Origin of the sequence: Pseudomonas sp. W17 (assembly GCF_040268305.1) — a bacterium.
In the GTDB taxonomy this organism is placed as follows: domain Bacteria; phylum Pseudomonadota; class Gammaproteobacteria; order Pseudomonadales; family Pseudomonadaceae; genus Aquipseudomonas; species Aquipseudomonas protegens.
Genome location: NZ_CP158490.1, coordinates 5,351,504 through 5,366,055, shown reverse-complemented (window position 1 = coordinate 5,366,055; position 14,552 = coordinate 5,351,504). Strand labels below are relative to the sequence as shown.

Annotated in this window: 12 protein-coding genes; 7 read left to right on the top strand and 5 right to left on the bottom strand. The window is 63.0% G+C overall.

From position 1 onward, the window contains the following. Positions 1 to 63: 63 nt before the first annotated feature. Positions 64 to 2,817: a response regulator gene (locus ABCR88_RS24475; protein ID WP_011062714.1), complete on the bottom strand. Its 2,754-nt coding sequence runs from the start codon at positions 2,815 to 2,817 to the stop codon at positions 64 to 66. A 219-nt stretch (positions 2,818 to 3,036) separates the two neighbouring features. Here ABCR88_RS24475 and ABCR88_RS24470 point away from each other — a divergent pair, with 219 nt between their 5' ends. The 7 genes from ABCR88_RS24470 (at position 3,037) to ABCR88_RS24440 (ending at position 11,263) form a co-directional block, all read left to right on the top strand. Then, entirely contained in the window at positions 3,037 to 3,759 is a 723-nt protein-coding gene (locus tag ABCR88_RS24470; protein WP_053153268.1) for a response regulator transcription factor, read from the top strand. After that, the gene (locus ABCR88_RS24465) at positions 3,746 to 5,101 is read left to right on the top strand and encodes a sensor histidine kinase (RefSeq protein ID WP_011062712.1); all 1,356 of its coding nucleotides are present in this window, start codon (positions 3,746 to 3,748) and stop codon (positions 5,099 to 5,101) included. Before ABCR88_RS24470 ends, ABCR88_RS24465 begins: the two co-directional genes overlap by 14 nt. A gap of 117 nt (positions 5,102 to 5,218) precedes the next feature. Further along, positions 5,219 to 6,121 (top strand): cysteine synthase CysM, encoded by a 903-nt coding sequence (cysM, locus tag ABCR88_RS24460; RefSeq protein WP_011062711.1) that lies wholly within the window; start codon positions 5,219 to 5,221, stop codon positions 6,119 to 6,121. After that, the gene (gene rlmD, locus ABCR88_RS24455; protein ID WP_041119486.1) at positions 6,121 to 7,473 is read left to right on the top strand and encodes a 23S rRNA (uracil(1939)-C(5))-methyltransferase RlmD; all 1,353 of its coding nucleotides are present in this window, start codon (positions 6,121 to 6,123) and stop codon (positions 7,471 to 7,473) included. Before cysM ends, rlmD begins: the two co-directional genes overlap by 1 nt. A 122-nt stretch (positions 7,474 to 7,595) precedes the next feature. After that, positions 7,596 to 9,839: a GTP diphosphokinase gene (relA, locus tag ABCR88_RS24450; protein ID WP_011062709.1), complete on the top strand. Its 2,244-nt coding sequence runs from the start codon at positions 7,596 to 7,598 to the stop codon at positions 9,837 to 9,839. Positions 9,840 to 9,863: 24 nt separating this feature from the next. Next, positions 9,864 to 10,697 carry a nucleoside triphosphate pyrophosphohydrolase gene (mazG, locus tag ABCR88_RS24445; RefSeq protein ID WP_011062708.1) on the top strand — a complete coding sequence of 278 codons (834 nt, stop codon included), beginning with the start codon at positions 9,864 to 9,866 and terminating at the stop codon, positions 10,695 to 10,697. Between the two features lie 26 nt (positions 10,698 to 10,723). After that, positions 10,724 to 11,263, top strand: a complete 540-nt coding sequence (locus tag ABCR88_RS24440) for a DUF2058 domain-containing protein (RefSeq protein ID WP_011062707.1) — start codon at positions 10,724 to 10,726, stop codon at positions 11,261 to 11,263. Between the two features lie 101 nt (positions 11,264 to 11,364). On the opposite strand, the gene ABCR88_RS24435 is transcribed toward ABCR88_RS24440, so the two are convergent. From ABCR88_RS24435 to purM, 4 genes are all read right to left on the bottom strand, one after another. Next, on the bottom strand, positions 11,365 to 11,553 hold the full coding sequence (locus tag ABCR88_RS24435) for a hypothetical protein (RefSeq protein ID WP_011062706.1): 189 nt from the start codon (positions 11,551 to 11,553) through the stop codon (positions 11,365 to 11,367). A gap of 284 nt (positions 11,554 to 11,837) precedes the next feature. Next, positions 11,838 to 12,551 carry a DUF3108 domain-containing protein gene (locus ABCR88_RS24430; RefSeq protein WP_011062705.1) on the bottom strand — a complete coding sequence of 238 codons (714 nt, stop codon included), beginning with the start codon at positions 12,549 to 12,551 and terminating at the stop codon, positions 11,838 to 11,840. A gap of 8 nt (positions 12,552 to 12,559) precedes the next feature. Further along, positions 12,560 to 13,210 carry a phosphoribosylglycinamide formyltransferase gene (gene purN, locus ABCR88_RS24425; protein ID WP_015636646.1) on the bottom strand — a complete coding sequence of 217 codons (651 nt, stop codon included), beginning with the start codon at positions 13,208 to 13,210 and terminating at the stop codon, positions 12,560 to 12,562. Positions 13,211 to 13,221: 11 nt separating this feature from the next. After that, complete coding sequence (gene purM / locus ABCR88_RS24420; RefSeq protein WP_011062703.1) at positions 13,222 to 14,280, bottom strand: phosphoribosylformylglycinamidine cyclo-ligase; 1,059 nt, start codon at positions 14,278 to 14,280, stop codon at positions 13,222 to 13,224. Between the last annotated feature and the right edge of the window lie 272 nt (positions 14,281 to 14,552).

The window sequence follows — 14,552 nt, the reverse complement described above, 5'->3', positions numbered from 1 at the left end:
GGCTGCATCCTTGTTCGGGGCGCCCAGCATGGCGGCTGGGCGCCGGGCAGGTCTTGCCCTGGGTCAGGCGTTAGTCCGCGCTTCGGCAGCCAGGCGGCCGATGGCGTGGTCCAGTTCATCCAGGGCGGCAAAGGCTTTGGCATCTTCCTGCTTGAGCAGGGTCTCGCTGCGCTGGCAGGCGGCGCGCAATTGCGGCACACCGCAGTAGCGGGTGGCACCGTGCAGACGGTGGACCCGTTCGATCAGGGCGTTCTGGTCATTGGCGGCCCGCGCTGCCTTGATGGCTTCGCGGTCGGCGTCCAGGGACGCCAGCAACATGGCCAGCATGTCCGCCGCCAGATCGGCCTTGCCGGCGGCCAGGCGCAGGCCTTCGTCCTGATCCAGTACCTGCAGTTCCAGCCCCAGTTCCGGGCGCTCGCTGGCCCGCTCCGGGCCCTGGTTGCGCAGGGCCAGGCCGGTCCATTTCAGCACCACCTGGGCCAGTTGGCGCTCACTGATGGGCTTGGTCAGGTAGTCGTCCATGCCGCTTTGCAGCAGGGCGCGCTTCTCGTTGGCCATGGCGTGGGCGGTAAGGGCGACGATGGGCAGCGGCGTACCGTGTCGCTCGCTTTCCCACTGGCGGATCGCCTCGGTACTCTGCCGGCCGTCCATGCCGGGCATCTGCACGTCCATCATTACCAGGTCGAAGGGTTCGGTCTGGATCGCGTTCAGCGCGGCGTAACCGTTGTCCACCGCCAGCACCTTGGCGCCCATGTCCTCCAGCAGGGTCTGGATCAGCAGCAGATTGGCCGGGTTGTCATCGACACACAGCACTCGCGGCGCGCGGCTGGAAAGGGTTTCCTCCGGTTCGCTGCGAGCCCGGCGCGGGGTCACCAGGTCGGACAGGGCCCGGCGCAGCTTGCGGGTGCACGCGGGCTTGGCCTGCAACTGGCTGTGAGGGTTAGGCACTGACAGATGGAACAGTGTCTGTTCGGTGGTCGGGCACAGTACCAGGACCTTGCAGCCCAGGTGTTCGAGGTCCCAGATATGCTGGCTCAGGCGTTCAGGCGACATGTCGTTGGTGGTGATGCCCAATACCGCCAGGTCGATGGCCTGTTCGCTCTGGTGCACGCCGGTAATGCCGTTGGTCAGGGCCTCCAGGGTATTGAACGGGGTCACCTCCAGGCCGCAGTCCTCCAACTGGTGTTGCAAGGCCTGGCGCGCCAGTTCGTGGTTTTCCAATACCGCCACGCGCCGCCCCAGCAGCGGCGGGCCGGGCAGGTCCTCGGCGTCGTCGCGGGTTTTCGGCAGGTTGAGGCTGATCCAGAACTCCGAACCTTCGCCCGGGGTGCTGTCGACACCGATCTCTCCGCCCATCTGTTCGATCAGGCGCTTGGAAATCACCAGCCCAAGCCCCGTGCCGCCGGGTTGCCGCGACAGCGAGTTGTCAGCCTGGCTGAAGGCCTGGAACAGGGCGCGCACATCCTGGTTCGACAGGCCGATACCGGTGTCCTGGATGCTGATGCGCAGTTGCACGCTGTCTTCGTGTTCTTCTTCCAGCATGGCCCGGGCGACGATAGTGCCTTCGCGGGTGAACTTGATGGCGTTGCTTACCAGGTTGGTAAGAATTTGCTTGAGCCGCAGCGGGTCGCCCACCAGCGACAGCGGCGTATCGCGATAGACCAGGCTCACCAGTTCCAGCTGCTTGGCGTGGGCGGCTGGGGCGAGGATGGTCAGGGTGTCTTGCAGCAAGTCCCGCAGGTTGAACGGGATGCTGTCGAGCACCAGTTTGCCGGCTTCGATTTTCGAGAAGTCGAGGATCTCGTTGATGATGCCCAACAGGCTGTCGGCGGATTTCTCGATGGTGCCCAGGTAGTCCAGTTGGCGTGGTGTCAGCTCGCTTTTCTGCAACAGGTGGGTGAAACCGAGAATGCCGTTGAGCGGTGTACGGATTTCATGGCTCATGTTGGCCAGAAATTCCGACTTGATCCGGCTGGCCTCCAGGGCCTCCTTGCGCGCCAGGTCCAGCTCGATGTTCTGGATCTCGATGGTTTCCAGGTTCTGGCGCACGTCTTCGGTGGCCTGGTCGATGCTGTGCTGCAATTCTTCCTGGGCATTCTGCAGGGTGCTGGCCATGCGGTTGATGCCCGAGGCCAGCTCATCCAGCTCCTGGCTGCCCAGGGGTGGCAGGCGGGTTTCCAGGTTGCCGTCCTTGAGTTGCGCCACGGCCTGCTTGATCTGGGTCAGCGGGTTGTTGATGGTGCGGCCCATGCGCACTGCCAGTAGGGCGGTGCCGGCCAGCCCGGCGGCAATCAACAGCAGGCTGGCGAACAGGCTGCGGTAGCCGCGCAGCAGCATGCCACTGTGGGACAGCTCCAGTTCCACCCAGCCCAGCAGGCGGTCGGACTCATCGGGAATCAGGTCGCCGGCCAGGTTGCGGTGCCGGCCGAAGACCGGCAGTTGATAGCGGGTCGCGTCGCTGCCGGAGCGTTGCATCATGTGGCTGCTGTTACCGGCGGGAGGCGGGTTGAGCATGCTGGGGCCGGCATGGGCCAGCAGGCTGCGATCCGGGGCAAGGAGCGATACGGCGCGCACGTCTTGCTGTTCCAGCGCCTGGGTGGCAATGCGCTCGAGCATCTGGGTGTTGTGGTTGCCCATCGCCGGGGCCACCAGGGAGGCCAGTTGTTCCGCGATCATCTCGCCACGCTGCAGGAGCTGGGTCTGCAGGTCCGAGAGCTGCATCCAGGTGAAGTAGCCGCCCAGCACCAAAGCCATCAGGCTGGTTGGCAACAAGGTCAGCAACAGTACGCGGCCTTTGATTCCCAGTTTCTTGAGCACGCAACTCTCCTGCTTCCACGCTGTTTTGAAAGGTCTACGGGCACGTCCGTGATGCGCCACCTGCGCAGTGTAACGATTTGCCGGGGGCTGATCTTGGCAAATTGCGCTAGGGCGGCCGTCGCCTGAAATGCCTGAAGCCCGGCTGCGACCAAGGCACTGGTTGCCGCGATCCGGGCAATCTTGAATAATCGCCCAACTGAGAATCACTTGCAGAAGTCAATGACTCCCGTATCTGTTGAGCCGCCACGTATTCTGACCATTGAAGATGACCCGGTGCTGGGTGCCTACGTGCGCGAGCAACTGGAGCATTGTGGCTTTGCCGTGACCTGGTGCCAGAACGGCCTGGAAGGGCTGGGCATTGCCCGGCGCCGACCTTTCGATGTGGTGCTGCTGGATATCCTGTTGCCCGGAATGGATGGCCTGGAAGTGCTCACGCACTTTCGCCAGAGCCATTCCACGCCGGTGCTGCTGATGTCCGCCCTGGGAGCGGAAGCCGACCGAATCAGCGGTTTCCGCCTGGGGGCCGACGATTACCTGCCCAAGCCATTCAGCATGGCCGAGCTGCGTGTGCGCATCGAGGCCATCCTGCGCCGGGTCGCCCTGGACCGGCGACCGACGCCGCCGGTACCCGTCAGCCTGGCCCAGAGCCTGCGCTTCGACGATGAGCGCAGCGACGTGTTCTTTGCCGAGCAATGGGCCGGCTTGACCCGCAGTGAATACCGCCTGCTGGATACCTTGCACCGCAATGGCGACGAGGTGTTGAGCAAGGCCTTCCTTTATCAGCATGTACTGCAACGCGGTTATGCGGCCCACGACCGCAGCCTGGACATGCATGTCAGCCAGATCCGCCGCAAGCTCAAGGCGCTGGGCTACAGCGAGCGTGAGCTGCGAACCGTGTGGGGCAAGGGTTATGTGCTGAGCGCCTTAGATGAACTGGTCTGATCTGCCGGGGCGGCATTCGCTGTTCTGGAAGCTGGCGTGCCTGTTGGTAGCTTTCTGCCTGTTGATGATCTGGCTGAGCTGGTCCTGGGGGCGTTATGTGGAGCAGAAGAACCTCTACCTCTCCGATGAGGCCAGAGCCACCTTGGGCAGCTACGCCCGCGAGGCCGAGCAGGCCTGGAAGGGCGGCCAGAGTGCGGGTGTCGATGCCTGGATCCAGCAGATTGCCAGCCGCGAGAAAACCTGGATCGGCGTGATTGGCAGTGACCTGCAATCCCTGAGCAGCTACCCGTTGACGCCGGCGGAGGCCCAGCGCCTGACGTTCCTGCGCGGTGCCGACTGGCCGGTGAGCCGGCATGCCCGGGGCCTGCCGTGGTTGAAAGTACCCTTTCCCGAGGATCCGTCCCTGGGCAGCCTGGTGATCGAGTTGCCACAACGTTTCATGCCGGGGCGCTACCGGGTGTTCTGGCAGGTGATCACCAATGGGGTGATTCCCGGGTTGTTCACCTTGTTGCTGTGTGTCGGCCTGTATCGCTTGCTGGTGGTGCCGCTGAACCAGTTGCGCGAGCAAGCCAACGCCTGGCGGGCGGAGCAGTTGAACGTGCGGCTGTCCAGTGAAACCACTCAGCGTCGGGACGAGCTGGGCGAACTGGGACGGGCGTTCGATCAGATGTCCGAACGTCTGCAGAGTACCGTGGCGGTGCAGCAGCAGTTGTTGCGGGACCTGTCCCACGAGTTGCGCACCCCCCTGAGCCGCCTGCGCGTGGCCTGCGATGGCGAGCGTGATCTTGCCGCGCTGCGCGAACGCTTGGCGCGGGAGGTCGACGGCATGCAGCGCCTGGTGGAGGACAGCCTGCAACTGGCCTGGCTGGACACCGAGCGTGCGCCACTGCCGCAAGAGCAGATCCAGGTCCAGGCGTTGTGGGAGATGCTCAGCGAAAATGCCTGCTTCGAGAGTGGCTGGTCCGCGCAGCAGCTGCGTTGCGAGCTGGAGGCCGATTGCTGGGTTCGCGGGCACCTCAATACCCTGGCCCAGGCCCTGGAAAACATCCTGCGCAACGCTATTCGGCATTCGCCGGCCGGAGCACGGGTCAGCCTCGGAGGCCAGCGCGACGGCAAGTACTGGCACCTGTGGCTGGATGACGAAGGGCCGGGGGTGGCTGAAGAGGATCTGGAAAGGATCTTCGCCCCCTTCACTCGTCTGGATGGGTCACGGCCGGGGGATGGCGGTTTCGGCCTGGGCCTGAGCATCGCCCGCAATGCCGTAGGGCGTCAGGGTGGGCAGTTGTGGGCGCAGAATCTGGCCCAGGGCTTGCGCATCCACGTGCGCCTGCTAGCGGCCTGAGGCTTGCGCTGGGCTGCCTTATTCCAATAAGCCATAAGGCTCGCACTTTGCGTGATATGGCGCTCGGTCGTTTGCCGGTATGATAGGCGCCCCCGCAGTCTGGATTGCGAATACGCCATGACCTTGCAGTACCCAACCATCGCCGATTGCGTCGGCAACACCCCCCTGGTCCGCCTGCAGCGCCTGCCCGGCGCCACCAGCAATACCTTGCTGCTAAAGCTCGAGGGCAACAACCCGGCGGGTTCGGTCAAGGACCGTCCGGCACTGTCGATGATCACCCGCGCCGAGTTGCGCGGGCAGATCCAGGCCGGCGATACCCTGATCGAAGCGACCTCGGGCAATACCGGCATCGCCCTGGCCATGGCTGCAGCGATCAAGGGCTACAAGATGATCCTGATCATGCCCGACAACTCCAGCGCCGAGCGCAAGGCGGCCATGACCGCCTACGGCGCCGAGCTGATTCTGGTCAGCCAGGAAGAAGGCATGGAAGGCGCCCGCGATCTGGCCGAGCGGATGCAGGCCGAAGGCCGCGGCAAGGTGCTCGACCAGTTCGCCAACGGCGACAACCCTGAGGCCCACTACAGCGGCACCGGCCCGGAAATCTGGCGCCAGACCCAGGGCAGCATTACCCACTTCATCAGCTCGATGGGCACCACCGGCACCATCATGGGCACCTCGCGTTACCTGAAGGAGCAGAACCCGGCGGTTCAGATCGTCGGTCTGCAGCCGATGGAAGGCTCGGCCATTCCCGGCATTCGCCGCTGGCCCGAGCAATACCTGCCGAAGATCTACCAGGCCAGTCGGGTCGACCGGATCGTCGACATGGCCCAGAGCGAGGCCGAAGACGTGACTCGGCGCCTGGCCCGTGAAGAAGGGATCTTCTGTGGCGTCTCTTCCGGCGGTGCGGTGGCAGCAATGCTGCGCCTGTCCCGGGAAGTGGAAAACGCGGTCATGGTCGCGATCATCTGCGACCGTGGCGATCGTTACCTGTCGACCGGCATTTTCGATGCGCCCAATTGATGGCTAAGCACGATAGAGGCCTGCGCTTCCAGCCGGCGGGCGGTAGCCGGGCCCCGCAGATTCCAGTGGGCAAGAAACAGCGTTTGACGATTCAGCGTCTGGCCAACGACGGCCGTGGCATTGCCTTTGTCGAAGGGCGTACCTGGTTTGTCAGCGGTGCCCTGGCCGGTGAAGAAGTCGAAGCTCGGGTGTTGGGCAGCCACGGCAAAGTGGTGGAGGCCCGTGCCGAGCGCATCTTCAACGCCAGTGATCTGCGTCGCCCGGCGGCCTGTGCCCATGCCGGGCGTTGCGGCGGTTGCAGTGTCCAGCACTTGCCCCATGACGAACAGCTTGCCCTGAAACAGCGCATGCTCGCCGAGCAGTTGTCCAAGGTCGCGGGTGTCGAGCCCGAGGCCTGGGCCGCCCCCTTGAGCGGTCCCGAGTTCGGCTATCGGCGCCGCGCCCGGGTGGCGGTGCGCTGGGACGCCAAGGGCAAGCAACTTGAGGTGGGTTTTCGCGCTGCCGGTAGCCAGGACATTGTCGCCATCGACGATTGCCCGGTGCTGGTACAGGCCTTGCAACCTGTCATGAACCGTTTGCCCGCCATGCTGCGACGCTTGAGCAAGCCTCAGGCACTGGGGCATGTGGAGTTGTTCAGCGGTTCGGCCCTGGCGGTGCTGTTGCGCCACATGGCGCCGTTGTCCGACAGCGACCTGACGATCCTCAAGGACTTCTGCGATTTCCATCAGGCGCAGTTGTGGCTGCAGGGTGAAGGCGAGCCGCAACCCTTTGATCCATCGCAGGCTCTGGGCTACCGCCTGGAGACCTGGGACCTGCACCTGGCGTATCGGCCGGGTGACTTCGTCCAGGTCAATGCGGGAGTCAATGAAGCGATGGTCGCCCAGGCCCTGGAGTGGCTCGCGCCGCAAGCTGATGAGCGGGTGCTGGACCTGTTTTGCGGCCTGGGCAACTTCGCGTTGCCGCTGGCCCGGCAAGTGCGGGAAGTGGTGGCAGTGGAAGGCGTGGCGACCATGGTGGCGCGGGCCGCGGAGAATGCCGCCAGCAACAATTTGCATAACACGCGCTTTTTTCAAGCCGATTTATCCCAGCCTTTGAGTGCTGCCGAGTGGGCTGATGAAGGCTTTTCTGCGGTACTCTTGGACCCACCCCGCGACGGTGCTTTCGAGGTGGTCCGCCAGTTGGCGACCCTGGGTGCCAAGCGGTTGGTGTACGTGTCATGCAATCCGGCAACTTTGGCTCGTGACACGGTCGAACTGATCAGGCAGGGCTATAGATTAAAACGTGCCGGGATCCTCGATATGTTTCCTCAGACGGCGCATGTCGAGGCCATGGCGTTATTTGAAGCGAGCTAGGATGGCTTGTCTAATCCGACTGGTCTTTCGGGAGTGGCGCGCTGGCCCTGCGAGCCGCACCCGAGCGTTGAAGGTCAGCGATTTGACGCATTGAATGTGCGTCGTAGGGAAGGTAAAGCAAGATGGTACAGGTGAGAGCGCACCAGCCGATCAACACCGACGGCAGTATCAATCTCGAGGCATGGCTCGATCATACGGTCAGCGTCGACATGGCACTGGACCGTGAAGCCTTGAAAGAAGCCTGCGAGTTCGCCCGCGAGGCGGAACTGCAGCACATAGCAACGAAGAATCTCAGCCCCGAGGACGTGTCGAGTTTCAGCACGGGCCTGGAGATCGCCGAGATCCTCGCCGATCTCAAGCTGGATCAGGACTCCCTGGTTGCCGCGGTACTCTACCGGGGTGTCCGCGAGGGCCAGATCCAGTTGCCGGCGGTCAGCCAGCGGTTTGGTCCGGTGGTCACCAAGCTGATCGATGGCGTGTTGCGCATGGCGGCCATTACCGCCAGCCTCAGCCCCCGCCAGTCCCTGGTGTTGGGCACCCAGGCCCAGGTGGAAAACCTGCGCAAGATGCTGGTGGCCATGGTGGATGACGTGCGGGTTGCACTGATCAAGCTGGCCGAGCGTACCTGTGCGATTCGAGCGGTAAAAAGCGCCGACGAAGAGAAGCGCAACCGGGTTGCCCGGGAAGTCTTCGACATCTACGCCCCCCTGGCTCACCGCCTGGGTATCGGGCATATCAAGTGGGAGCTGGAAGACCTGTCCTTCCGTTACCTGGAGCCCGAGCAGTACAAGCAGATCGCCAAGCTGCTGCATGAGCGGCGCCTGGATCGCGAGCGTTTCATCAGCGACGTGATGAACCAGCTGCAGAACGAACTGAAGGCCACCGGGGTCAACGCCGACATCAGTGGGCGGGCCAAGCACATCTATTCCATCTGGCGCAAAATGCAGCGCAAGGGCCTGGAATTCAGCCAGATCTACGACGTGCGCGCGGTGCGGGTGCTGGTGCCGGAAATGCGCGATTGCTACACCGCGCTGGGCATCGTGCATACCCTGTGGCGGCACATCCCCAAAGAGTTCGACGACTACATCGCCAACCCCAAGGAGAACGGCTACCGCTCGTTGCACACGGCGGTGATCGGCCCTGAGGGCAAGGTGCTGGAAGTGCAGATCCGTACCCACGCCATGCACGAAGAGGCGGAGCTGGGGGTTTGCGCGCACTGGAAGTACAAGGGCACCGACGTCAAGTCCGGCTCCAACCATTACGAAGAGAAAATCTCCTGGTTGCGCCAGGTGCTCGAATGGCACGAGGAGCTGGGGGATATCGGCGGTCTGGCCGAACAGCTGCGGGTGGATATCGAACCGGACCGGGTGTACATCTTCACCCCCGACGGTCACGCCATCGACCTGCCCAAGGGCGCCACGCCGCTGGATTTCGCCTACCGGGTGCACACCGAGATCGGCCACAACTGCCGGGGCGCGAAGATCAACGGGCGCATCGTGCCGCTCAACTACAGCCTGCAGACCGGCGAGCAGGTGGAGATCATCACCAGCAAGCACGGCACGCCGAGCCGCGACTGGCTGAACCCGAACCTGGGCTATGTCACCACGTCCCGGGCGCGGGCGAAGATCGTCCACTGGTTCAAGCTCCAGGCCCGCGATCAGAACGTCGCCGCCGGCAAGACCCTGCTGGAACGCGAACTGAGCCGACTCGGCCTGCCACAGGTGGATTTCGACAAGCTGGCCGAGAAGGCCAACATGAAGATCGCCGAGGACATGTTCGCCGCCCTGGGCGCGGGGGACCTGCGCCTGGCGCAACTGGTCAACCTGGCCCAGCAATTGGTGGAGCCGGAGCGGGGCAACGAGCAACTGGAGTTGATTCCGCGCAAGGCTGCCGGCTACAAGCCGGGCAAGCGTGGCGACATCCAGATCCAGGGCGTGGGCAACCTGATGACCCAGATGGCCGGCTGCTGCCAGCCATTGCCGGGGGATGCGATCGTCGGCTACATCACCCAGGGCCGCGGCGTGAGCATTCACCGCCAGGACTGCGCCTCGGTGCTGCAACTGGCCGGGCGCGAGCCGGAGCGGATCATCCAGGTCAGTTGGGGGCCGGTGCCGGTGCTGACCTATCCGGTGGATATCATCATCCGCGCCTACGACCGTTCTGGCCTGCTGCGTGATGTGTCCCAGGTGCTGCTCAACGAGCGGATCAACGTGCTGGCGGTCAACACCCGCTCGAACAAGGAGGACAACACCGCGTTGATGTCCCTGACTATCGAGATCCCGGGGCTGGACGCGTTGGGTCGCCTGTTGGGGCGGATTTCCCAGTTGCCGAACATCATCGAGACCCGGCGCAACCGGACCCCCTGATGCCTGTATGAAATGGATGAACTGATGTACAGCCTTGAAGACCTGCTCCACCTCATGGCGCGCCTGCGCGACCCGCAGTACGGCTGCCCGTGGGACATCAAGCAGAACTACGCCAGCATCGTCCCCCATACCCTGGAAGAGGCCTATGAAGTGGCCGACGCCATCGAGCGCGGCGACTTCGACCACTTGCAGGGCGAGCTGGGGGACCTGCTGTTCCAGGTGGTGTACTACAGCCAGCTGGCCCGGGAGGAGGGGCGTTTCGAGTTCGACGCGGTGGTGGACGGCATCACGCGCAAGCTGATCCGCCGGCATCCCCATGTATTTCCTACCGGGGACCTTTACGCGCCGCTGGACATCCCGCGGCTCGATGAAGACCAGGTCAAGGAGCGTTGGGAGCAGATCAAGGCCGAGGAGCGCGCGGAGAAGTCCGAGGCTCCCCAGCAGTTGTCCCTGCTCGATGATGTGCCGGTGGCCTTGCCGGCCTTGTCCCGCGCCGCCAAGTTGCAAAAGCGTGCGGCCCAGGTCGGTTTCGACTGGCCCGAAGCCCTGCCGGTGGTGGACAAGGTTCGTGAAGAACTGGATGAAGTGCTGGAAGCCATGGCCGACAACGATGCGGCGGCGATCACCGATGAAATCGGCGATTTGCTGTTTGTCGTGGTCAACCTGGCCCGGCACCTCAAGGTCGACCCGGAAACCGCCCTGCGCGGTGCCAACGCCAAGTTCGACCGACGCTTCCGATTTATCGAGCAGGCATTGCGCGACACTGCCCGTCCCATGGAAGATTGCACCCTCGAAGAGTTGGATGCCCTGTGGGGCGAAGCCAAACGTCAGGAAAAGAATTTGCCCAGCTGCGGCTGAGGCCGTTGCCTAAGTGAGTAAGCACCATGAGCCTTTCCCTTCGCGACCAGTTGCTCAAAGCAGGGCTGGTCAACCAAAAGCAGGCCAAGCAGGTCAGCAAAGACAAGCAGAAGCAGCAGCGCCTGGCCCACAAAGGCCAGATCGAACTCGATGACTCCCAGCAGCGTGCGGCCCAGGAAGCCATGGCCGAGAAGGTCAAGCGCGACCAGGAGCTCAACCGTCAGCAACAGGAAAAGGCCGAGCAGAAAGCCCGTGCGGCGCAGGTCAAGCAGCTGATCGAAGTGTCGCGGCTGCCCAAGCTGAACACCGAGGACTACTACAACTTCGTCGACGACAAGAAGGTCAAGCGCCTGTCGGTGAATACCCTCATGCGCAACAAGCTGAGCAGCGGCTCCCTGGCTATCGTCCACCATGGCGGCGGCTACGAGGTGATTCCGCGGGAAGCCGCGCTGAAGATCCAGGAGCGCGACCCGCGCCGAATCGTGCAGCTCAATACGCCTACCGAGGCGCCGGATGAAGATGATCCGTACGCGGCCTACCAGATCCCCGACGATCTGATGTGGTAAGCCTTGGATAACGACAAACCCCGCTCATGGCGGGGTTTGTCGTTTGTGGGGGAGGCCGTTGATCCGCGTGGAGACCCCGGCACTCCGGCACTGAGGTCGAGTCAGGAGCTCTGGGGCGCGCGGTTCTGCTCGAGTTTTTCCAATTCAGCCTTGTAGCTGTGGGCGTCGCTCTCGGAGTGGAACATGCCCACCAGCATGTCTTGTTGATGTACATCCCAGATCCGTACACCCGCGGCTACGCCTTCATGGGACATATGTGAATCGTCGCGTTCAGTTACTTTTACAGTCATCTGCTAGCTCCAATCTCTGTTGATCTGCAGCAAGGCGTGTGCAGGACTCTGTTATATATTTTGTTAGCTTGCTAAGTAAATTGCCTGGCGCTGCAACAAACCTTTGCAGAATCGAAGAAAATCCTGCAGCCCGCGTAAACCGTGACATTTCGCCGCAGGGCGTACCGCTTCATGACAAAAGTTTCATCTTCGAGGGCTTGTGCCGGGGCTTGTTGTGCGGGCGGGGAGCCAAATCCCGGGCAAAAAAAAGCCCCGCTTTCGCGAGGCTTCGTGACTGCTGCGGCTCAGCTGCCTTTGACCGTCTTGCCGTCAACGGTGCCGTTGAGAAGCATGATGTTGTACTCCTTGCCGTCGGTTTCCACCTGTTGCAGGCGCACCAGCAGGTAATCCCAGTCCTTGGCGAACCACATCACGGTGATGCGTTTGCTCTGTGTCGGGTCGCGAACGCGCTCGACCTTGATCGCATCGATCTGGCCAGCCTTGGTGTCAACCTTCTCCGAGCCCAGGACACGGAAGTCATAGGTGTCGACTTCACCGCCGTCGACCACTTGATAGCTCATGGTCTTCTTGCCGGCTGCCACATCGTGCTGCAGGGCCAGCTGGTAGGTGGATTTATCCACCATGCCGGTGTTCAGCGGCAGCTTGACCGCATCACCACGGTCGGTGCCGGTGACCATCTTGGCTTTCCAGTCGAAATCCAGGTCGGCTTTCTTGGCTTTGCCCAGACCACCACGCTCGAAGCGATAGGACTGGGGCACCAGGGTGTCCTTGTCCAGGGTCAGGGTGCTTTCCTCGCTCAGGCTGGCGATCATCATCGATGCCTTGAAGCTGAGTTTCCATGCACCATTGGCGGTTTTTTCCAGGCTGCGTTCAGCCGTGCCGCTCATGGGCAGTTGCTTCCAGTCGGCGGTGTAGCTGGCGGAGAACGGGTGAAGGTCTGCCGCCTGCACAGCCGGCAGGGCGAACAGAGCGCAAGCGAAGAGCAGGGCGCGACGCATAAAATCTCCTAGGTTCGAATCAAATAGCCGCTGGCGGCCAGTAATTGACCATCCAGTAAAGCACCCTGATCGCCGAGCGTCAGCCGACCTTCGGCAAACCAGCGTACGGCCATGGGGTAAATCCGGTGTTCCTGGACATGCACTCGCTGCGCCAGGCTCTGCGGCGAGTCGTGCAACTCTACCGGGATCACAGCCTGTACGACCAGAGGGCCGCCATCGAGTTCCTCGGTGACGAAGTGCACGCTGCAGCCATGCTCCGTATCTCCGGCCTCCAGCGCCCGCTGATGAGTGTGTAACCCTTTGTATTTCGGGAGCAGCGAGGGGTGGATATTCAGCAGCCGGCCCTGGTAGTGGCGGACGAATCCGGCGCTGAGAATGCGCATGAATCCGGCCAGGACCACCAGTTTGGGTTGGAAGGTATCGATCAGCTCGATCAGCCCCTGATCGAAGGCCTCCCGGCCTTCGAAGGCGGTGTGATCGAGGAAGCGGGTAGCGATACCCGCTTCCTTGGCGCGCTGTAGGCCATAGGCGTCAGCGCGGTTGGAGATCACGGCGGCGATGCGCACCGGGCTGTCGCCGGTGTGCACGCTGTCGATCAAGGCTTGCAGGTTACTGCCGGTGCCGGACAACAGCACCACAACATCACAGGTCGGCGACATCCGCTCTTGCATCAGTGAGCCTTGAGGTTCTTCAGCTCGACCTGGGCCGCGCCTTCGGCTGCGGTGGCGATCTGGCCGATGACCCATGGCTGCTCGCCCGCTTCGCGCAGGACCTTCAGGGCGTTCTCGACCTGATCCTGGGCCACGCAGATGACCATGCCCACGCCGCAGTTCAGCACGCGGTGCATTTCGTGCTCGTCGACGTTGCCTTTTTCCTGCAGCCAGTCGAAGACCGCCGGGCGCTGCCAGCTCGCCACGTCGACCACGGCCTGGGCGCCTTTTGGCAGCACGCGCGGGATGTTGTCCAGCAGGCCGCCACCGGTGATGTGGGCCATGGCCTTGACCGCGCCGGTGTCCTTGATCAGCTTCAGCAGTGGCTTGACGTAGATGCGGGTCGGCGCCATCAGCAGGTCGGTCAGTGGTTTGCCGTCCAGCTGGATGCTTTCGATGTCGGCGCCGGAGACTTCGATGATCTTGCGGATCAACGAGTAGCCGTTGGAGTGCGGGCCGGAGGAGGGCAGGGCCAGCAGGGCATCGCCGGCGGCAACTTTCGAGCCGTCGATGATCTCGGCCTTTTCCACCACGCCTACGCAGAAGCCGGCCAGGTCGTAGTCTTCGCCTTCGTACATGCCGGGCATTTCAGCGGTTTCGCCGCCCACCAGGGAGCAGCCGGACAGCTCGCAGCCAGCGCCGATGCCGGTTACCACTTGGGCTGCGGTATCGACGTTGAGCTTGCCGGTGGCGTAGTAGTCGAGAAAGAACAGCGGTTCGGCGCCGCAGACCACCAGGTCGTTGACGCACATGGCCACCAGGTCGATGCCGATGCTGTCGTGCTTGTTCAGGTTCAGGGCCAGGCGCAGCTTGGTGCCGACGCCGTCAGTGCCGGAGACCAGCACCGGTTGCTTGTAGCCGGCCGGGATTTCGCAGAGGGCGCCGAAACCGCCCAGGCCGCCCATGACTTCCGGGCGCGCAGTGCGCTTGGCGACGCTCTTGATGCGTTCGACCAATGCTTCACCGGCGTCGATGTCTACACCGGCGTCTTTGTAGCTCAGGGAGGGTTGCTTGCTCATGATCCAGGCCTTTAGGGGGGATTCAGGGGTATCGACCGAACCAGTGAGACTGCCGGAAACACAGGAAAAGTGTTTCAGGGTGCCCAGCTGATGCCGGTCTGCGAAGGCGCGCGATTTTATCAGGCTTGAGGGGCAGCGGCCATCCTCGGGCCGACGGGGAGAGGCATATCCTGGTAAAAAAAACCGCGATTGGTCGTGTTGGTGCTGCTGCCCATGCCTGTATAAGGTATAGCGCTCAAGTGGCTATCGTTATGACAGCGCGAAAACTATCG

Bases quoted from the DNA above. Each gene is read 5' to 3' on its own strand.
- rlmD (WP_041119486.1), top strand. From the start codon at position 6,121: ATGGCTAAGCACGATAGAGGCCTGCGCTTCCAGCCGGCGGGCGGTAGC.
- purN (WP_015636646.1), bottom strand. From the start codon at position 13,210: ATGTCGCCGACCTGTGATGTTGTGGTGCTGTTGTCCGGCACCGGCAGT.
- relA (WP_011062709.1), top strand. From the start codon at position 7,596: ATGGTACAGGTGAGAGCGCACCAGCCGATCAACACCGACGGCAGTATC.
- mazG (WP_011062708.1), top strand. From the start codon at position 9,864: ATGTACAGCCTTGAAGACCTGCTCCACCTCATGGCGCGCCTGCGCGAC.
- ABCR88_RS24435 (WP_011062706.1), bottom strand. From the start codon at position 11,553: ATGACTGTAAAAGTAACTGAACGCGACGATTCACATATGTCCCATGAA.
- ABCR88_RS24470 (WP_053153268.1), top strand. From the start codon at position 3,037: ATGACTCCCGTATCTGTTGAGCCGCCACGTATTCTGACCATTGAAGAT.
- ABCR88_RS24465 (WP_011062712.1), top strand. From the start codon at position 3,746: ATGAACTGGTCTGATCTGCCGGGGCGGCATTCGCTGTTCTGGAAGCTG.
- cysM (WP_011062711.1), top strand. From the start codon at position 5,219: ATGACCTTGCAGTACCCAACCATCGCCGATTGCGTCGGCAACACCCCC.
- purM (WP_011062703.1), bottom strand. From the start codon at position 14,280: ATGAGCAAGCAACCCTCCCTGAGCTACAAAGACGCCGGTGTAGACATC.
- ABCR88_RS24430 (WP_011062705.1), bottom strand. From the start codon at position 12,551: ATGCGTCGCGCCCTGCTCTTCGCTTGCGCTCTGTTCGCCCTGCCGGCT.
- ABCR88_RS24440 (WP_011062707.1), top strand. From the start codon at position 10,724: ATGAGCCTTTCCCTTCGCGACCAGTTGCTCAAAGCAGGGCTGGTCAAC.